The sequence below is a fragment of the Flavobacterium quisquiliarum genome, assembly GCF_019308285.1.
Classification (GTDB): Bacteria; Bacteroidota; Bacteroidia; order Flavobacteriales; family Flavobacteriaceae; genus Flavobacterium; species Flavobacterium quisquiliarum.
On record NZ_WWEM01000028.1, the window covers coordinates 38,157 to 58,295 of the forward strand.

The 20,139-nt window shown below is 36.4% G+C and carries 20 protein-coding genes and 1 pseudogene; 7 read left to right on the top strand and 14 right to left on the bottom strand.

Translation table 11 applies throughout. The features are described 5' to 3' along the window. Positions 1–207 precede the first annotated feature (207 nt). The 7 genes and pseudogenes from GSY47_RS12195 (at position 208) to GSY47_RS12225 (ending at position 8,049) form a co-directional block, all read left to right on the top strand. Positions 208–1,257 carry an MFS transporter gene (locus tag GSY47_RS12195; RefSeq protein WP_110306882.1) on the top strand — a complete coding sequence of 350 codons (1,050 nt, stop codon included), beginning with the start codon at positions 208–210 and terminating at the stop codon, positions 1,255–1,257. A 74-nt stretch (positions 1,258–1,331) separates the two neighbouring features. Further along, positions 1,332–3,548: a molybdopterin oxidoreductase family protein gene (locus tag GSY47_RS12200; RefSeq protein WP_160372954.1), complete on the top strand. Its 2,217-nt coding sequence runs from the start codon at positions 1,332–1,334 to the stop codon at positions 3,546–3,548. 17 nt (positions 3,549–3,565) lie between these two features. Further along, positions 3,566–4,135 carry a 4Fe-4S dicluster domain-containing protein gene (locus GSY47_RS12205; RefSeq protein WP_056205550.1) on the top strand — a complete coding sequence of 190 codons (570 nt, stop codon included), beginning with the start codon at positions 3,566–3,568 and terminating at the stop codon, positions 4,133–4,135. A gap of 5 nt (positions 4,136–4,140) precedes the next feature. After that, entirely contained in the window at positions 4,141–4,659 is a 519-nt protein-coding gene (locus tag GSY47_RS12210) for a Rieske (2Fe-2S) protein (protein WP_160372953.1), read from the top strand. 19 nt (positions 4,660–4,678) lie between these two features. Continuing rightward, complete coding sequence (locus GSY47_RS12215) at positions 4,679–4,933, top strand: DUF6755 family protein (RefSeq protein WP_082577852.1); 255 nt, start codon at positions 4,679–4,681, stop codon at positions 4,931–4,933. A gap of 51 nt (positions 4,934–4,984) precedes the next feature. Further along, positions 4,985–5,544, top strand: a pseudogene (locus GSY47_RS12220) (helix-turn-helix domain-containing protein). An 87-nt stretch (positions 5,545–5,631) separates the two neighbouring features. Next, positions 5,632–8,049, top strand: a complete 2,418-nt coding sequence (locus GSY47_RS12225) for a heavy metal translocating P-type ATPase (RefSeq protein WP_179006608.1) — start codon at positions 5,632–5,634, stop codon at positions 8,047–8,049. Positions 8,050–8,632: 583 nt separating this feature from the next. On the opposite strand, the gene GSY47_RS12230 is transcribed toward GSY47_RS12225, so the two are convergent. The 14 genes from GSY47_RS12230 to GSY47_RS12290 form a co-directional block, all read right to left on the bottom strand. After that, a complete protein-coding gene (locus GSY47_RS12230) occupies positions 8,633–9,829 on the bottom strand; it encodes an alginate export family protein (RefSeq protein WP_073414691.1) in 1,197 nt (398 codons plus the stop codon). Positions 9,830–10,293: 464 nt separating this feature from the next. Next, positions 10,294–11,082: a cation transporter gene (locus GSY47_RS12235; protein ID WP_035691042.1), complete on the bottom strand. Its 789-nt coding sequence runs from the start codon at positions 11,080–11,082 to the stop codon at positions 10,294–10,296. A 4-nt stretch (positions 11,083–11,086) separates the two neighbouring features. Next, positions 11,087–13,267: a TonB-dependent receptor gene (locus GSY47_RS12240; RefSeq protein WP_008463705.1), complete on the bottom strand. Its 2,181-nt coding sequence runs from the start codon at positions 13,265–13,267 to the stop codon at positions 11,087–11,089. A gap of 73 nt (positions 13,268–13,340) precedes the next feature. Further along, entirely contained in the window at positions 13,341–13,664 is a 324-nt protein-coding gene (locus GSY47_RS12245; RefSeq protein WP_012025079.1) for a DUF6660 family protein, read from the bottom strand. A gap of 564 nt (positions 13,665–14,228) precedes the next feature. Beyond that, positions 14,229–14,435: a GDCCVxC domain-containing (seleno)protein gene (locus tag GSY47_RS26195; protein ID WP_012025078.1), complete on the bottom strand. Its 207-nt coding sequence runs from the start codon at positions 14,433–14,435 to the stop codon at positions 14,229–14,231. Further along, positions 14,432–15,031, bottom strand: coding sequence for a mercuric transport protein MerTP (gene merTP, locus GSY47_RS12250; protein WP_072953533.1), 600 nt, complete (start codon positions 15,029–15,031; stop codon positions 14,432–14,434). Before merTP ends, GSY47_RS26195 begins: the two co-directional genes overlap by 4 nt. Then, entirely contained in the window at positions 15,028–15,402 is a 375-nt protein-coding gene (locus GSY47_RS12255; protein ID WP_008463711.1) for an ArsR/SmtB family transcription factor, read from the bottom strand. The genes merTP and GSY47_RS12255 overlap by 4 nt, the downstream gene beginning before the upstream one ends. Before the next feature lie 133 nt (positions 15,403–15,535). Then, positions 15,536–15,709, bottom strand: a complete 174-nt coding sequence (locus tag GSY47_RS12260) for a hypothetical protein (RefSeq protein WP_157498527.1) — start codon at positions 15,707–15,709, stop codon at positions 15,536–15,538. Positions 15,710–15,838: 129 nt separating this feature from the next. Then, on the bottom strand, positions 15,839–16,402 hold the full coding sequence (sigZ, locus tag GSY47_RS12265; RefSeq protein WP_179006610.1) for an RNA polymerase sigma factor SigZ: 564 nt from the start codon (positions 16,400–16,402) through the stop codon (positions 15,839–15,841). Positions 16,403–16,435: 33 nt separating this feature from the next. Continuing rightward, the gene (locus GSY47_RS12270) at positions 16,436–16,999 is read right to left on the bottom strand and encodes a hypothetical protein (protein WP_179006611.1); all 564 of its coding nucleotides are present in this window, start codon (positions 16,997–16,999) and stop codon (positions 16,436–16,438) included. A gap of 73 nt (positions 17,000–17,072) precedes the next feature. Further along, the gene (locus GSY47_RS12275; protein ID WP_179006613.1) at positions 17,073–17,645 is read right to left on the bottom strand and encodes a Crp/Fnr family transcriptional regulator; all 573 of its coding nucleotides are present in this window, start codon (positions 17,643–17,645) and stop codon (positions 17,073–17,075) included. 21 nt (positions 17,646–17,666) lie between these two features. Further along, entirely contained in the window at positions 17,667–18,401 is a 735-nt protein-coding gene (locus tag GSY47_RS12280; RefSeq protein ID WP_179006615.1) for a metallophosphoesterase family protein, read from the bottom strand. A gap of 7 nt (positions 18,402–18,408) precedes the next feature. Next, positions 18,409–19,494: an ACR3 family arsenite efflux transporter gene (gene arsB / locus GSY47_RS12285; RefSeq protein ID WP_129053268.1), complete on the bottom strand. Its 1,086-nt coding sequence runs from the start codon at positions 19,492–19,494 to the stop codon at positions 18,409–18,411. A gap of 1 nt (position 19,495) precedes the next feature. Then, entirely contained in the window at positions 19,496–20,110 is a 615-nt protein-coding gene (locus GSY47_RS12290; protein ID WP_219071072.1) for an arsenate-mycothiol transferase ArsC, read from the bottom strand. Positions 20,111–20,139: the final 29 nt, after the last annotated feature.

Consider the following 20,139-nt stretch of genomic DNA (forward strand, 5'->3'; position numbering starts at 1 on the left):
TCAATTGATCTTGCAATCGATTAGCCTCTTGCTTTTTTTTTGTAAATTAACCTTCTTTAGTAGTACAACATTTTTAAAAGCTGTTTTTATAAATAGTCAGAAAATGAAAGCTATTTCATGTATTTGGTTCGGATTGTAATTTGTAAATTAACAGTTATTCTTTAATAATTAGGGTTTAAAAGTGACTTGAAGTAATGATAATTTAAAATGAAAAATAGAAACTACAATATAAAGGCTTTACTAATTGCCGCTTCCATGTCCGTGCTAATGATCATATTAGTATTTTATGGATCCAGAAAACTGCAAAATTTTGATGCGGCATTAATTACGTATTTATTTGGGACAGTATTTGCTTTTTTTGGTATTGTATACCGTTATTCTGTTTGGCTGCAAAGGCCGCCAACGTGGATTTATTTCAAAAGAGGAGTTAGTTACTTATTTACGGGAAAAGTGTTTTCACACTTTTGGTTTGCTTCAAAAGAAACCATCGAAAATATTGCATTTCAAAAATTTATTTATCCCAGGGGAAAATACCGATGGATGGCGCATTTTTTAATAGCTATTGGCTGTACATCCGCTTTTTTAATTACGATTCCACTGACTTTTGGATGGATTCATTTTACTATGGCCCCCGATTCAATATCGGTCTATGAAGCACACTTTTTCGGTTTCAAGGTCATGGAATTTAAATTGGGTTCCATTATGGCCTTCCTGACTTTTCATGCCCTGAACTGGTCTTCTTACTTGGTTATTTTCGGTTCGTTATACTACTTAAGAAGACGTTTGACCAATCCTGGTTTAATTGCTACTCAAACTTTTGAAGGCGATTTATTACCCCTAATTTTATTAATTGCTATTTCCGCTACAGGATTGGGGCTAACCTATTCCTATCAGTTTATGAAAGGTTTTGCATTTGATTTCCTAGCTGTTCTGCATGCAGTAACGGTAATTATGTTTTTAATCTGGATTCCGTTTGGAAAGTTTTTTCATATCATTCAGCGTCCGGCACAAATTGGGGCACATATATATAAAAAGCAGGGGATGAAAATGGGAATGGCAGTTTGTGAGCACACCGGAGAGGAATTCGCTACCAATTTGCATATAAAAGATCTTAAAACAGTAACTAAGGAATTAGGTTTCAATTTTGACAGACCGGATGGAACATCGCATTTAGATTTAAGCCCTGAAGGTAAAAGATCCCGTTTGGCACAAGCCCACTTAAAAGCACGACTGGAAGGCGGAAATTTATTTGGCTAATTTTTTTTAGTTGAATTGAAAATTAAAAACAACACTGGTGATTTTTTTATCGCATCGGTTAAAAAATATAAAACATGGCAAAATTACCTGTTTCGGAACAAAACATTATCACGCAATTTGGACCTCATAAAAACTACACACCGAAAGATGGTTATGAGGGCAGGGATGAGCCAGATGAATTGGTAAAAACACATTGTTGTTTTTGTGGAATGCAGTGTGGTATTCAATTGTCGGTTAAAGACAACAAAGTAGTAGGTTTTGAACCCTGGATGGAATTTCCGTTCAACGAAGGGCGATTGTGCCCTAAAGGGGTCCAGCGCTATTTACAGAACAATCATCCGGACCGTCTCTTGTCCCCGCTAAAAAGAGTAGAAGGGCAAGGATTTGTACCAACGTCCTGGGATGATGCGATGGGTAAAACAGTTTCTGAAATTAAAAGGATTCAGGCGCAATATGGAAACGATGCCTTCTCAGTCCTTTCGGGTGTTTCGCTAACCAATGAAAAAAGTTATTTGATGGGTAAGTTCGCCCGTGTCGCTCTAAAAACAAAAAATTTAGATTATAATGGACGCTTGTGTATGGTAAGTGCAGGAGCAGGAAATAAAAAAGCATTTGGTCTGGACCGGGGCTCTAATAACTATTCGGATCTGGAATATGCGGAAGTAATTATTGTGGCTGGTGCTAATGTTAGTGAAACTTTCCCAACATTAACCCACTGGATTTGGAAAGCCAGAGACCGTGGTGCAAAATTGATAGTTATTGACCCAAGAATGATTCCATTAGCCAGAACAGCCGATCTTCATTTGGATGTCCGCCCGGGAACAGATTCGGCTTTGTATGGTGCAATGCTGAAATATTTGGTGGATCATGACATGCTGGATCACGATTTTATTGCCAACCATACCTCAGGTTTTCAGCAGACTATAGATTCCGTAAAAGATTATACCCTGGAATGGGCAGAGCAAGTTACAGGGATTAAAAAAGAAAAAATTCAACAGGCAGCCGAATTATGGGGCAGAGCCAAAACAAGCTTTTTACTTCATGCCCGTGGTATTGAGCATCATTCTAAAGGCGTAGATAATGTGTTGGGATGCATTAATTTGGTACTCGCAACAGGAAGAATTGGTAAGCCATATTGCGGTTATGCCACTATTACCGGACAGGGAAATGGGCAAGGCGGTAGAGAGCACGGTCATAAATGCGATCAGCTGCCAGGAAATAGGGATATTGAAAATCCGGAACATCGTAAATATATTTCAGAAGTTTGGGGTATTAATGAGAAAGATATGCCCGGAAAAGGGTTGTCGGCTTATGAAATAATCGAAGCCATTCATCGTGGGGAGATTAAAGGGCTATTATCGATTTGTTTTAATCCGCTAGTTTCCCTGCCTAACAGCAATTATGTTCGGGAGGCTTTAGAAAAGTTAGAATTTTATGTTTGTATTGACTTTTTCTTAAACGAAACGGCCCGTCATGCCGATATTGTTTTGGCAGGATCATTACAGGAGGAAGAAGAAGGTACAACCACTTCAGCCGAAGGGCGTGTTATCCGAATCCGTCAGGCAGTTACTCCTCCGGGAGATGCCAGAACCGATACTTCGATTATTTTGGAATTAGCCAAACGCTTAGGGGTGGAGGATAAATTTACGTATGATAGCAGCGAAGCCGTTTTTAACGAATTGCGGGTAGCCTCAAAAGGAGGAACTGCTGATTATTATGGAATTACCTACCAAAGAATTGAAGACGAAATGGGTGTTTTTTGGCCTTGTCCTGAAATAGGACATCCGGGAACACCGCGTTTATGGGAAGATAAAAAATTTAAAACCTCAGATGAAAGGGCTCATTTTAATCCGGCACCGTACAAAGTTCCAGGTGAGGTGCCAGATGCCGATTATCCAATAATTTTGACGACAGGACGTGTGGTTTCTCAATATTTGAGTGGTACACAAACACGAAGAATTGGAAAATTGGTTGATCAGTATCCGGAGCCTTTATTGGAAATTCATCCAAATTTAGCCCAACAATACGGCATCAAACAAAGGGAATTAATAAAAGTTACTACCCGGCGTGGTGAAGGCATTTTTCCTGCAAACATTGTAGAAACGATTCGCGAAGACACGGTTTTTATACCGTACCACTGGTCTGGAAAAAAATCAGCAAACCAATTAACTCCCGGAACATTAGATCCTATTTCTAAAATTCCGGAATTCAAAGTTTGTGCCTGTCATCTGGAACCTTTGCGTGAAATAGCACCACCTTCGAGCGAATCTATGGCTTACGCTAGTGTTTAACAACTAAAAAACAAAAAATGAATTATACCAATTTTAATAAAAATGAAGAGTTTTTTGTAGATATGCAACGTTGCATTGGCTGTAAAGCCTGCGAAATGGCTTGTGCTGAATGCGAAACCAATGGTCAGGAATCTTTAATTCACGTAAATTATGTCGATAGGGCATCAACTGTGCAAACTACTGTACAGGTGTGTATGCATTGTGACGATCCTGTTTGTGCAAATGTATGTCCTGCTGATGCTATTTCAAAAGACGAATTCGGAATTGTTCATACTGCCAATACGGAAAGATGTATTGGTTGTTCGAATTGTGTGATGGCCTGTCCATTTGGCGTGCCTAAAAAAGAAGAGTCCTACGATTTGATGATGAAATGTACGATGTGCTACGACAGAACAAGCGTGGGCAAAAAACCTATGTGTGCTACGGTTTGTCCAAGTGGGGCTTTGTTTTACGGCACCAGAGAGGAAATACAGGAAATGCGTCCAAATAGTTCGCCAGTAAATACTTTCCTTTTTGGAGAAGAGGTAGTGAATACAAAAGTTAATATTATGATGCCAAAAGGCAGTAATCAATTAATAATTTATTAGAATTCATGTCTAAAGAAGATAATTTAAATAAAAACTGGAAAAAAGATTTTCCAATCGAAAAACAACAGGCAACCAATGTGAGCCGTCGCGATTTTGCTAAATTCCTTACACTAGTATCAGGCGGGTTAATGGTTGGGAGTGGTCTGGTGGCAGCCAAAGCGCACCTATTTCCAAAAGATGAGCTGGATGGAGAGCACTTTGTATGTAAAAAAGAAGAGGTGCCTGTAGGGGGTACACGTGCTTTTGTTATCGAAGGAAGTACAATCCCTTATATATTGATTCATCTGGAGACGGGAGAATTCAAAGCGTATGAACAAAAATGCACCCATCTTTCCTGCTCTGTTTTTTATAAGCCTGGCACGGGAGTTATTCATTGTCCTTGTCACGAAGGTTCTTTTGACGCTCAAACCGGAGATGTTATCGCTGGCCCCCCGCCCAGAGCTTTGCCTAAATTGGAAGTGCTTTTTAAAGAGAATGCCATTTATGTAAGAGCATCAGAGAATCTGGAAGAGAAACCAGGATAAATCCCTAAAATAAAAAACCATGAGTACTTTTAGAACTAGTCAGAATCAAGCCAATCCAAATAAATTAAACGCGATACTTTCTACTATTATTTTTATATTAATACTAAATGTGACTATTCAAATTTGGTTATTATATGCCGCCTTGAACAATGCTTTGGATAATAATAAAGAAATCCTTATTCCTGCATTTATAGCTTCATTGATATTATTTCTGATAGGAATCGGTTTACTTTATTACTTACCAATTGGAAATTTGAAGAATAAACGGTTATAAATTTATTTTAGAGTTTCAAATTAATATTTTCTTTAGATGTGAAGCAAAGTGATGTTGCTTATTATAAAAAATATGGTTTGTGACCGCTGTATTATGGTGGTGCAGAATGAATTGGGAAAGTTAGGCTTAAACCTAAAGAGCATAAAGCTGGGGGAGATTACACTTAGCAGCGAACCTACGACTCAAGAATTATTTAAATTGGAAAAAACGCTGCTTACATTAGGATTTGAAATCATTGACGATAAGAGAAACAGAACTGTAGAAAGAATAAAAATATAATTATTGATTTAGTACATCATCAAAAAAATGGTGTAAAAACCAATCTTTCCGATGTATTAAGCGACAAACTTCAACATGATTACAATTATTTGTCCAACCTGTTTTCCGAAGCGCAAGACACCACCATTGAAAAGTACTTCATCGCCCAAAAAATAGAAAAGATAAAAGAACTATTGGTTTATGACGAATTGTCCCTCAGTGAAATTGCATTTCACCTTAATTACTCCAGTGTTGCTTATCTAAGCAACCAGTTCAAAAAGGTAACCGGGCTTACTCCGAGCTATTTCAAGCAAAGACGGGAGGATAAAAGAAAACCATCGGATAAGGTCTAAGTAAATCTTACAAATCCATTTCATAATTCCACAACGCTTCCCACCCATATTATCCCAATTTTGTATTGTTAATTAAAGCAAAAAAAAATGGCAACAGATAAAAAGAAGCAAGTCATTTATCTTCCCTTGGAAGATGTAGAAAGCGAACATTGTGCACTCATCGTTGAAAAGGGACTGGCAAGATTGAAAAGCATAGAAACACACCAGGTAGAGCTGAACAACCGCAGGGCTGTTATCACGGTTGACAACACACAAGCGGTAGCGGAAGCGATCAAAGCAATCAAGGACTTGGGGTATGGCGTTTCGACCGTAAAAAACACGTTTCCAGTATTGGGCATGACGTGCGCCTCTTGCGCGGGCAGTGCTGAGAGCATTGTTACATACGAGCCAGGAGTGGTAAGCGCTGCTGTAAATTTTGCAACGGGTAATCTTACCGTTGAATACCTGCCCAATATGACCGATGCGGCCAAACTGCAAAAAGCGGTACAATCTATCGGTTACGATTTATTGATTGAGGATGAAACCAAACAACAGGAAACTTTAGAAGTAATCCATGCTCAAAAATTCCAGAATCTAAAAATCAAAACCATTTGGGCAACTATCTTGTCTTTTCCTGTGGTTGTTATTGGGATGTTCTTTATGAATATGCCCTACGCAGACCCTATAATGTGGCTGTTTTCTACACCTGTTGTCTTATGGTTAGGCAAAGATTTTTTCATCAATGCATGGAAACAAGCTATACACCGTTCAGCCAATATGGATACACTGGTGGCACTCAGTACAGGCATTGCATATCTGTTCAGTGTATTCAATATGTTGCTGCCTGAATTTTGGCACAGGCGCGGATTACACGCCCATGTTTATTTTGAAGCGGCGTCTGTTATTATTGCATTCATTCTGCTGGGAAAATTACTGGAAGAAAAAGCCAAAGGGAATACCTCTTCAGCAATTAAAAAGCTGATGGGCCTACAGTCCAAAACCGTCATCGTGATACTACCGGACGGAACCCAAAAACAGACTGCTATTGAAGAGGTAGCTACAGGTGACGTTATTCTTGTAAAGCCGGGCGAAAAAATTGCAGTGGATGGTATAGTAACCTCAGGGAGTTCCTATGTTGATGAGAGTATGCTTAGCGGCGAGCCGATACCAGTACTAAAAAAAGGAAGTGAAAAAGTATTTGCAGGAACGATTAACCAAAAAGGGAGCTTTCAATTTAAGGCCGTTAAAGTAGGAAAAGAAACGATGCTTGCCCAAATTATCAAAACCGTACAGGATGCGCAGGGAAGCAAAGCACCTGTACAGAAATTGGTAGATAAGATTGCCGGTATATTTGTTCCTGTTGTGATAGGAATTGCCATCCTGACATTTATGTTGTGGTTTGTTTTGGATGGCGATAACGGAGTGGTACATGGATTGCTCGCAGCCGTTACGGTATTGGTTATCGCCTGTCCCTGTGCCTTGGGTTTAGCAACACCAACCGCTATTATGGTAGGTGTTGGTAAAGGTGCTGAGAATGGCATCCTGATTAAAGATGCTGAAAGCCTTGAACTGGCAAAGAAAGTTGACGCTATTGTTTTAGACAAAACCGGAACCATTACTGAGGGGCGGCCAGAGGTTACGGGTTTCAAATGGCTGAACAATGATGATGCAGCCAGCAATGTTTTATTGAGCATTGAAAAACAATCGGAGCACCCATTGGCAGAAGCCGTAGTGAAACATTTTGACGGCATACCGACACCCGCATTGTCCGGTTTTGAAAGTATAACCGGTAAAGGTGCAAAAGCCGGCCATGACAATGACACCTATTATGTGGGCAATAAAAAGTTATTGGCAGAAAACAATATCATTATTGATGACCAATTACAAATCCAGGCCGAACAATGGGGCAGCCAGTCCAAAACTGTTATTTGGTTTTTAAACAGCAGACAAGCTCTTGCTGTAATTGCAATATCTGACAATATAAAAGAAAAATCAGCACAGGCTATCCAGGAAATGCAGGCTATGGGCATTGACCTTTATATGCTTACCGGAGATAATGAAGCCACTGCGAAAGCCATTGCTGAGCAAACAGGTATCAGACATTATAAGGCAGAGGTGCTGCCCCAGCATAAAGCCGCTTTTATAAAAGAACTCCAGCAACAAGGAAAAATCGTTGCAATGGTGGGCGATGGAATCAATGACAGTACCGCCCTTGCAACTGCCGATGTTAGTATAGCAATGGGAAAAGGAAGTGATATTGCAATGGATGTAGCCAAGATGACCATTATATCATCGGATCTTACCAAAATTCCACAGGCAATAAGATTATCCAAACAGACAGTAGCTACCATAAAACAAAATCTGTTTTGGGCATTTGTCTATAATCTGATTGGTATTCCCATTGCAGCGGGCATTCTCTATCCGATAAACGGCTTTTTGCTTAACCCTATGATTGCAGGCGCTGCAATGGCATTCAGCAGTATAAGTGTGGTAAGTAACAGCTTGCGTTTAAAATGGAAAAAGTAAAACAGTAAATCTCACAAATCAATAAATAAAACAATACATGGGGCATCATACCGAAATTTGTATTTATAAATAACTTTCTAAAAAAGTAAAAAATGGAGAATAATAATCTTCAATTAAACAAATATCAATTGGCTGCTGAGTAGCCCGGATCTTTAAACTAATAAAAATAAAGTGAGATTATAAAAAAAATTGGCGTCTATTGTCTTCAATTGACGCCATTTGGCTTGTTGTGACCCTTACTGAACAATTTACAAACCATTTTATGAACGATTTAAAGAAATTGGCTTATTTTCAAGTGAATTTGTAAGATAATTTTTTGATTTTTTGTTTTGAAGCGGTTTGCATGTATCGTTAGGGTATGTATTGAAAAACGTTAAATAACTTTATGCTTTTATCTTTTAGCTGTAATAATTATTTGTTGGGTAGATACTTGCATATCCAGATAAAATATAGTGATTAAAAATAAAATATTTATTTAAGAAAATGAATATCAAAATTTGTTGATGATATAATTCAACCTTTCAGATAAAACAAACTTTAGATTTTTTAATTGTGTAAGATTTAATACAGGATATTATTTTATTTAATTTTTATAATGCTTTAAATTGATCGCGTTAAAAGAATATGAAATCATTAAGTAGCTCCAAATAGCAAGTTTATTTTCATCTTGTATTTTTGGCAGATATTGCATTGCGTTTGTTGATTTATAAAAAGAAAAGGCATAATTAATTTCCAGTTCTTTGACAGGTAAGTACTTCAAAGAAAAATCATTTTCATATCCAAGAAACTTTGTCATTTTTTGACCCAAATTATTTAAAAGCGGGTATCGAGTATAAAAAAGGTGAAAATCAGAACGAAGAGATAGTTTACTATTTAAGGGAATTACGGTAAATAGATAAGGATTTACTAAACCTTTTCCGTTAACGTCGGAGGGAAAACGGGTAAAGACATTCATATTTCCATTGAACTTCCATGTCACGCCATATAAGACATCAAAATCTCCCGAACTATTATCTGATAGATTAGGACTGCTGCCACTAATTATTTCTGCACCTAAACGCCAAGTAGATTTCAATAGAGATAATTTAACTTCAGGTTGAAAATAGTAAGCAAATAATTTTTGACCTTTTGAATTACGTCCAAACTGCCAATATGAATTTAAAGTATAATACCATTGTTTCGTTTTAAATTCTATTCTTCCGCCTGCTGTTGCACGAGTATACAATTTCCCTGAACTTGAGTTTTCTAAAAAATCAACAGCATTCAATGAATTAAATGAAAATCCATGATTGTTATTGTAATTGAGACTATTTACCAACAGGTATTTATACCTATTTGATGCAACAGGAGAGTAGGCTGACTCAAATTCAGTGCTGTAGTTTCTGGTAAACAAAAAGAAAAAATCATTAGAGAAATATTTTGAGTATTTCATTATCCGTATTCCTTCATGGGCTCTCCCTTGCTGTGCCCAAGGAGCATCAGAAAATAATCTGCCATTATCTAATAAAACACTTTGCCTTCCCAATCGTACATTTAGAGATTTAATCTTAGTCTCAAAATACAATTGATAAAAATTAATGCTTCCAACTTTGGAAGCTTTGCTGTTTTCATCCCAAAGATGAATTTCCTGTAAATCGGATTTAATAAGCCATTTTTCTCTAGCATACTGCATAGAAATTCTGTTTCTCTGGGTAATAATAAAATAAGGATCAATTGAATCGTTGGGAGGAAGAAAATAATTTGAAGTATATTCGACTCTTGGTCTGATTTCAATATTCATTAGAAACTGTTGGGATAAGCTATTTTTTTGCTGTGCGTATAATTGAAATACACATAAATTAATAAAAAGTAATAAGATTTTTTTACTCGCAAGTATTTTGACTATCATACTTCTAATATCCTATAGAATTAGTGTATAAAAGTAATAATAGTATTCATATTTACAATATTATAATTACGTTTGATAATCCGCATTTATAATTTGTTCTGTTAAATCAGTAATGCGATTAGAGCCGGCACTTCTACCAAAGAATCTATGACAAATGCAAAAGCCTGAACGATGATTATTACCAATACTCCATGCATGCAGCAATGTTAAGCTGGAAAATACTGCCCGTCGCTGTTAAAGAAGATCAAAATCTGTCTCACAATTTGTGTGAAACAGATTTTTTTTGGTTTCTCTATTGGTGCAGCGATAAAAAAAATAATTTTGAAGAACATTCTATACTTTTAAATTACCAAATATCATAACTGTAATATTTTTAATGCTCCTCTAGCGACTATGAAAAACACACAAACACCAATAATAAGATCGGGTACCATTGAATTAGTAAAGTATACTAATATACCAGCAATTATGACTCCCATATTAATTACAATATCATTCGAAGTAAAAATCATACTAGCTTCCATATGTGCCTCTTTACTTTTAGATTTTTGAAGCAGGTAAAGGCATAACGAATTACCTACAAGTGCAAATAATGAAACTATTATCATAGTTCCGTATGCAGGAATATGGTCTGAGTCTACAAATCTTCTTAAAACTTCAATAAGTCCCAAAACTGCAAGACCAATCTGAAAATAACCACTTATTTTTGCTACACTTCCTTTTCTTGAAGCTGTGCTCCCGACAGCAAACAGAGCTAAACCATATACAATGCTATCGGCGAACATATCCAAACTGTCGGCAACCAATCCCATCGAATTGGATATAAAACCTGTAATTATCTCTATTAGAAAGAATGAAAAGTTTACAATGAGAACCTGCCATAATAACTTACTTTGCTGTGAGTCACTGTTTGTCTCTACATGTTCTGATGTATGTTCTGATGCCAGCAGAGTGCTGTCCAGATTAAGAGTATCAATTGCATTTGTTATAAGAGTGTCGTCGTCCGTATGATAGATCTTTAATCTTCTGTTTGCAATGTCAAAATCAAGCTGTTTGATTTGTTCTAAACCAGCGAGCTTCATTCGTATTAATTGTTCCTCACTGGGACAATCCATTTTTCTTATATTATATATACTTTTTTTCATAAGACTATATTTTAATCTTAATACCTGCATTTACAACAAATCCGTCTAACGGTGCATAAATATCTTTGAAAACAGGATTTGAAATTGGTCCTGTGTAGATACTTCCAAATTTTGTCTGTCTGGTATCAGTAAAATTTTCAAAATTGGCAAAAATTGAAAAATTTTCCCAAAGCTTTTCTACCATGAAGCCGAAAATCCAATATTCCCTTCCAGTTGTACCATCACTTAACTTTTGAGGACTGTAATAATAAGCTTCTAAACCAGCTTTCCATTTATCTTCGACTTCATACATCAAAACATTATTTAATCTGTGTTTAGCAGTTAAAGGATTTTGAGATTTTATGCCATTGTTGTCTATCGAAGCATCAGTAAAAGTGTACCCAACAAATAGTTTAAAATCTTTATAGCCTAATTTCACATTTGTTTCTGTTCCTTTTGTATCTAAATATCCATTAATATTTACAAATTGGTAAAGGTCATTAGGAAGCGAAGTTAAAATCAGTGGATTATCAACATTTGTATAAAAGAATAATTGATTCAATGATAATGAAATATCTTCGGTAATTTTAGTTTTATAATTCACATCAAAGTTAAGTCCGTAACTTTTTTCAAGTTTATTGAAATCACTATTAATAGGGAGTACATTTTGATATTGAATACGCTCGCTTTCTTCGGTAAAAATAGTTGGTGTTTTGTAGCCTAAACCGCCACCAAGTCGTGAAGTAAGTTTGGAATTAATTTTAAATAAAGCTGAGATTCTAGGTAATAATGAGAATCCGTAATCAACAACATAATCACCTCGAAGACCAGTCTCGATATCCAGCCATTCTTTAGCTTTGACGGTATTCTGAACAAAAGCACCATAAGTGATCTGATTATAGTTTCTTAATGGAAAAGCTGTCTGGCTGTTTTCAGTAAACTTGTCAGTATATAAATTTCCACCAGCAACCCATTCTGCAATTTCTCCATTTTTAGAATAGCTGATTTCTGAGAAAGTACTGTTCTGCAGGCCATCAAAAATATAGTCAGGAATAGTTATAATGCGGCTGAAATTATTAAAACTGTTTTTAATGGTAATAGATTCCTGATCATTAAATTTATGAGTAAGGGTGAACTGAGTGCTTATTCTCTGCGTTTTATTTTTTTCGAAATAACTGTCAGGGTATTTATTTTCGTCTTTTATATAGTCAATATTCCCGCCGATACGATTTTCAAAAACTGTATTAATGCCAAAATTTAGTTTAGTGTTTTCATTAAAATTGACAAAAAGTTTTGGATTAAAATTAAAGCGTTCGAATTTTGGAATCGCAGTAAGCTGTATATCAGCAGGGTCATAAGGAGCGTTTCGGTCATGAGATGCAAAAACAGTCAATCCAATTTTATCAAACTGCTGGGAATAAAAACCATTAATATTCAAACCAAGAGCGGAAGTCCCATTAATTAGAAATCGCAATTCTCTTTCTTCGGTAGGGGTTTTAGATACAAGATTAACCAAACCTGCAATTGCACCACCTCCGTAAAGGGTAGAGGCAGAACCTTTAATTATCTCAACCTGTTTTAAATCTAACGGAGGAGTCTGCAGCAATCCCAGTCCGCTTGATGCACCTGAGTATACAGGAAAACCATCTTTTAAGATTTGTGTATATCGTCCGTCTAGTCCCTGAATTCTGATTGAAGAATTTCCAGAAGTAGCTGAAGTCTGCTGGGTCTGGATTCCGGTACTTTCATTAAGCATCATACGGATATCCCCCGGTTTCATATTTGCTTTTTCTTCAAGTTCTTCTCCTGCTATAAACTCAACTCTGGTTGGAATATTGCTGATTGTTCTTGTACCTCTTGTAGAAGTTACCACTATTTCTTTCATTTCTTCGGCTTCTTCTTCCATTTCACTTTGCAATGCAATTTCTATAAAATTGACAGCTGCAGGCACTTTAAAAAGTGTTTTATTGGGAGCATAACCCTCTATTGAGATCGATAATGTGTAGTCTCCATTTTTAAGGTTTTCGATAATGATGTTACCATTATTATCTGATGACAAAACTTCATTGGTTTCTTCAATTTTAGCTGAAGCACCTTTTACAGGTTCATTGGTTGATGTATTTTTTATATGGAATGTGATTTTATTCTGTGCCTGTACAGTGCCAATAGATGCTATTGCCACAATCAATAAAATATATTTAAACATTTGTGATTTCTTAATGTTAATAAAGGTGATAAGCCCGCTTAATTGAAGTTAAGCAGGTAAAAGCGGTATTTTATTAAGAAATTTTAGGAGGCTGCCAGATTTTGCAGATGAAAGAAGAATCGACAAATTTATAGTATGATAGTGTCTGTGAAGCTTCTTCAATTGTGAATTCTAATTTTTCGGTAATAATTGAAGAATTAAAGTTTATTGTAAAACCAATACAGGTTCCACAGGAATAAAATGGCGAACATTTTCCATTGCATTCATCACCGCAGTCATGAGACTCACCCTTGCAGTTTTTTTCCACTCTACACTCAGAGTGTTTAGCAAACGCAGAGCAAGGTACTGTCGAAAGAAACAGTACAATGAACGATAATATTGTTACCCATATTTTCACGCGTCAAAATTATAAATATTTTACTTAGTAATTTCATGTAATTGTTTTTCTTTCGGCTAAGTTTTCTGTTTTTTTGTTAATATAAATATAAAATTATTGTGCTAGTCTTATATAACAAGGATTAAAGTGGTTTGTATTCTGTCAAGTCACCTTTTAAAATATTCAAACCATATATATTTATAGGTAAAAGTCTGGTTAAATACAATTTAAAAGCATAAAAAAAACGCTAATTCCTCGGAATTAACGTTTTTTTAAGAAGTGACGTTTAGTTCACAATTTACAAATCATTTTATGAACGATTTAAAGAAATTAGCTTATTTTTCAAGTGAATTTGTAAGATAATTATTTTAAAAGTTTGTTGATAAGCGGTTTGTATGTATCGTAAGGGTTAAATGTTAAAAATCGTTAATTCAGTAATAGATGTGATTTCTGTCATAATAACTTATAGATTTAAGTTGAAGAGAGCGAAAAAAAATGTCATCAGTAAATTTAAATTATTATTCTTAAAATTTTATAATCAAAATTTGTATATGATAATCTATTGTCCATTAGAAATTATTCAATTTAGCAACATTTTTTATCTTGCTGAATTGGTGGACATGGCACAGTTCCATAACTGCAATATACACAGCAATCACCTTGATTTGGTTTAAGAGTTTGTTTGCAGTTCTCACATTCGTAAAAAAATTGGCATGCATCAGTTGGCATAGTTTCTTCTTTACTGTGGGAGCAAAGGGGGCAGGTTATTATTGATTGTAGAACGATTTTCATTTTAATTTTTTGTTAGTTACTGTATAGCCTGTTGAATTTATTGCTTTTTCAATTTCATTAATAGTAGTTTTGGAATTATCAAATTCTACAATTGCGTTACCATTAGTATAATTTACATTTGAATTTATTATTCCAATCAATTTATTCACTTCGTGATTCACGTGTTTTTCACAGCTGGCACAAGTCATTCCGCTTATTCTAAACTCAGCTTTTTGAGTGCTGGTCTTTTTCACGACCAAGACTTTCTTTTCTGTATTTGGATAAAAAATGCTTGAGTAGTAAGGAAACGAAAGCATGAGGGCTGCAATTACTGTAATTATTCCTAAAAACATTTTTGAATTAACGAATTTCGGATTTTCTTCTCTATCGCAGTTACAGTCTATCAGCTTTTTAGTTTTCAGCTTTTGATACCAAGATAAACCAATAATTATAACAGTCAGGCCGATGAAATAAGGCCTCATTGGTTCAAGCCATGAAAAAGCAGAAGCAATCCCGCTTGTTCCGGCAACTAATGCTAATATGGGAGTAATGCAGCACAATGAAGCAGCTAATGCTGTGAAAAATCCGGCTCCGATCATTTTATTCTCTGTTTTCATATTTTTTCTAAAATTTCATTTTGTGCTAAAATTTCGAAGAAAGGTTTCAGCATTTTTTCATATTCCTTTGTCAATGAATAGAAAATGGTCTGCGCTTCCCGTTTAGTTTCAATAAGTTTTCTGTCTTTTAGTTTCCGTAAGTGCTGTGAAATTGCAGAAATACTCATTTCAAGAATATCACTTATGTCACAGACACAGAGCTGTTTTTCTTCATAAAGTAAAAAGAGAATTCTTAATCTCACATTATTGCCAGCCAATTCAAGCCCACTTGATAAATAGTCAAATGAGGTATTGAGTTCTGATACTCTGTCTTTACAGCGGATTATTTGTTTAATATCTGCTTGCTGTCGTATACAAATTATATCTTCCATAATGCAAATTTATACTTTTTGCTTATTTAAGCAAATGCTAAAATACAAAATAATTGAATTAAAATTTTGAATGATTCCTGCCCATAAAAAAAGACAACTTTTTGAGTTGTCTTTTAAACAGTAAAGCGAAATATTACTTTTTGCAATCTTTCGGAGCACAAGTTCCCGAATCGTCACTACAGCAATGCGTAGAACATTTTTCAGTGCAGTTTTTCTTTGCATCAGTTTTTGATAAGTTCGCATAAGCGAAGATACTTCCAGCAGACAATACCAATGCTGCAAGAGTAATGTACATTTTGTTTTTCATAATTTTAATTTTAATGATTAATATTACTTAAGACGCACTAATCTAAAAATGATGCAGGCTTTGCTGATTTTTTTTTTTTAACAGCCTGAATTTTCTATATATGAAGTTTTCAAAAATGATTCGGTGTTATCAGCATTTTCCTCCGCTGCATGATTTTTTAGAGGTAACGTTCATAATATTTCCACGGCGGTCTAATTCAATACTGCAGCAATCCAGAAGCATTTCCTTTAATTTGGATCTGCCTCTTTGCACTCTAGAACGGATGGAAGGGTAGGCAAGGCTGTATTTTTCTGTTAAGTCTTTCTGTTTAATTCCATGTATTTCGCTATCCATGATAATGTCCCGATAGTCTTCCGGCAGCCGCTCAATGAATTTTATTAAACAGCAGTCCAGACTTTCCGAAGTATCAAAATCTGTTTCATGCATAATCTTTTGCATCATACAATCGGTCAGCTCTGATTTCTTATGATTGGAATCTTTTCGGTAATAATCAATAATGGAATTTCTTGTGATTGTGAAAATCCAGCTTTTTAGTTTGCCTTCGTCAGTTAGTGATCCTAAATTCTCGTTTATCTTTATAAAAACTTCCTGCAAAACATCGGATGCATCGTCGGTATCATTAATATGAGCCTTAATATACCTGCCCAAAATGATATAAAACTGATTGTGAATAGTATTTATTTCCAAACTCATAGATTTTATCTTCTGCTTATGCAATAAGATGGATTAACAACAATTGATTTTACTTCTGAAATTATTCCATAAGTTGGCCGTTTTTGGAATGCATAAGAAAAGATGAAGAATTGCCATTAGGATAGCTCCCGGCAAAAGATTTACAATTAACAGATTAAAGAAGCCTGGAGATTGATTGATATTAGAAATCATTATTTCCCCATTTTGAAAAGTAAGTCTGATGGAGAGGTAAACTGCAATTGACGCAAAATGAAACCCATTTACGAATAAATGGACAATATATTCCCAGCGCGGAAGCCCTCCCATAAACTGCCTGCTGTCTTTCTCTATAAAAGCGTCGTACCCTAGCACCATTATATCCAGAATGACAATGGTCAAGCCTATTACAAAACTAGTATGATTATCCTGTTTCAAGAACAGAAAATAAAGGATTGCCGGAAAGAAGACAGCTCTCAAAGTATGGGTAATGTGCTCGGTTTTACTTTCTTCTCGATCGTGAAGCTGGTATTTGAAAATATGCAGATAAAAGCCGTCATATAAGGCCAAGACCGCAAATAGGACAAGAAAGAAGGATGAAATGATAATTGCTGTTTCCATTTTATTTTTGATTGATTATAAAAGCAAAACTATTGGAAAGTATAATCAGCAAAAAGGACAAATGTCCTCGAATTTACTGGGTAATTTCTTTTCTGATCCTGCTCAGCGTCCTGCGTGTTATTCCTAGATAGCTTGCAATATCATTTACTGAAGCTTTGTTTATAACGGCAGGCTGTTCCTCAAGCATGCGCATGTATTTTTCCTTTGCGCTTTCATTGCACAAAACACTGGCATACTGCTCCATCACCATATACTGCCGCTCGGCAATTGACCTTCCGATATTCTGCCAGAGAGCACTCTTCTGATAGAGAATCTGCAGGTCATTGTAACTGATTGTTATAAGTTCGGTATCTTCTACAGCCTGAATGGAAAGTTCCGAAGGCAGCTGCGAAATAAAGCTTTTATATGAAGCTGTCAGATTATTTTCTGCGCAGAAGCAGGAAGTCACTTCTTCGGATTTTTCATTTATGTAATATGTCCTGAGGAGCCCTTTTTTTATAAAAGCGGCTTCATGTGAGGTTTTGCCGATCTCTGCAAAATAACTGTTTCGGGCTAATGTCCTTGTTTTGAAATACGGACTGTACTTTTCAAATTCCTGATCGCTGAGAGGGACAATGCTCTTTAAAAATAATTTAAAACTTTCCATAGCGGGTTTTATTTCAATACATTAATATGCTTTTCTAAGCATAAACGCGTAAACGTCCGGAAGAGGACTCTCTTCAATAGCGCGGGCTGCTTTTTCAATATCATACGGAACTCTTATGAATTCTACTTTAATGCCGTCTTTTTTGGAAATATTGCTGCTTTTTTCAATTGTTATCACAGCATAACAGCAGTGTGGATTTCTATCTTTAGGTTTTCCAACCGACCCTGCATTAATGGCGTGAAAATAAGTGCCTTTTTTATTTGGATTTTCCAATATGCGATGATACGGCAGATGAGAATGTCCGCAGATAAGAATGTCCGTATTGGAATCAAGAAAGATGTCGGTAAAATCTTTCTCATTTTTATCCTCAAGCAAATATTCCCTGTTGCTGTAAGGACTCCCATGGACCATCAAAATTTTTATAAGTCTGCTGGCCGTCTGGTATTCAAGTTTAATATGGGCAGGAAGAGCAGAAAGATATTTGATCTGCTCTTTGCCCACAATCTGATATGCGTAGCTTTGAATGTCATTTGAACCGTCATTATGTATCTCGACAGCTTTGACATCGTGATTTCCTGCAAGGGTAGGGATATGCTTTTTACGGATCTCATTGATCACGGCATTGGGGCATAAATTGTAGCCTACTAAATCTCCTAAGCAGTAAACGGCATCAATATTCTGCTCTTCAATACTTTTTAGGGTCTGCTCCAATGCGGGGAAGTTCGCATGTATATCCGATATTATTGCAATTCTCATATTTCTTTTAAGCAGTTTCTGCAGGCAGTTGTTTTGTAAAATACTTTTTTCTAAACCAAAATGCAAGGTTTACCAGTGCTATAAGAGCAGGTACTTCTACCAAAGGACCAATAACACCTGCAAATGCCTGTCCGCTGTTTATTCCGAATACTCCAATTGCCACGGCAATAGCCAATTCAAAATTATTGCCGGTGGCTGTAAACGCAATAGATGTAGCCTTTGAATAGTCAGCCCCAAAATATTTTCCTGTAAAAAAGCTGATGACAAACATTAAAGTAAAGTATATGACAAGCGGTATTGCAATACGCACGACATCCATCGGGATTTGAACAATAAGTTCCCCTTTCAGGCTGAACATTACAATGATCGTAAAGAGCAGTGAAATAAGAGTAATCGGTGAGATAAACGGCACGTACTTATCCTCAAACCATTCAGAGCCTTTTAAAGCTATCAAAGCATAGCGGCTTATGATTCCCAGAGCAAATGGAATACCTAGATAGATACCCACACTCTCGGCAATCTGTGCAATGATGATATTGACTTCAAAACCATCATATCCAAAATAGGGAGGTAGAATGGTTATAAAAATGTAAGCGTATACACTATAAAGCAGTACCTGAAAAATACTGTTTAGGGCAATTAGTCCTGCAGCATATTCGCGGTTTCCGTCTGCCAGATCGTTCCATACCACAACCATTGCGATACAGCGTGCCAGGCCAATCAGGATCACCCCGATCATGTATTCAGGATATCCGCTTAAAAACAGGAGCGCCAACAAAAACATCAAGACAGGGCCTACAATCCAGTTCAGGAATAAAGAGGCGCCCAAGACTTTAGTGTTCTTGAAAACCTGTCCCATCTGTTCGTATTTTACTTTTGCCAGTGGCGGGTACATCATCAGGATAAGTCCTATTGCCAATGGAATGTTTGTTGTTCCGCTGGAGAAAGAATTGATGAAATCTCCGCTGGAAGGAATAAAGTATCCTATAGCCACGCCTATAGCCATAGCAAGGAAAATCCAAAGGGTCAAGAAGCGGTCAAGGAAGCTTAACTTTTTGCGTCCGACAGCTGGTGCACAGTTATTTGCTGACATTTTATTTTTTTATTTGTGAGAATATGTAAAACATTTCAGTTCCAATCTGCAGACTGCGCTCCAGATAAGTTTCTTTCTGCTGAGGCGTTCCGTCGGAAATTTTTGGATCTTCAAAAGTGATCGGGATTCTTTTCTCAGCGCCTGCTATAAACGGGCATCCACCGGCAGCCTGCGAACAGGTCATTATTGCGGCAAATCCGCTTTCAGGATTGAAATCATCATCATAGGTTTTGGAAAAACCAATGACAGGAAGTCCGTCAGGTGAATATTTTATGGAATAAACGGGGTTTGATCCCTCTGAAAGAGTTTTGATGTTGAATCCTGAATGCTTCAAAATCTCCGCTGCCATTGGGAAAAGGGCAGTAGCCTCGGTTCCCCCCGAATAGCATGAAACGTTTTCGATGCCGTAATAGGCAGCCGCAGTCTGCGCCCAAACCTGCGAGAGATGGCTTCTTCTGGAATTGTGCGTGCAGATTAGGTTTAGTCTGGTTTCCAGCTTACCGTCCGCTTTTGTCTGAATGAAGTCGATTAGTGGCTGCAGGACTGCTTTGCGCTCTTCGGAGATCTGCTTAAAATCAAATGATTTAACGGTATTCTCAATTTGTGGATATAACATAGTTTTTTGGCTGTAAAGGTTTATTGATT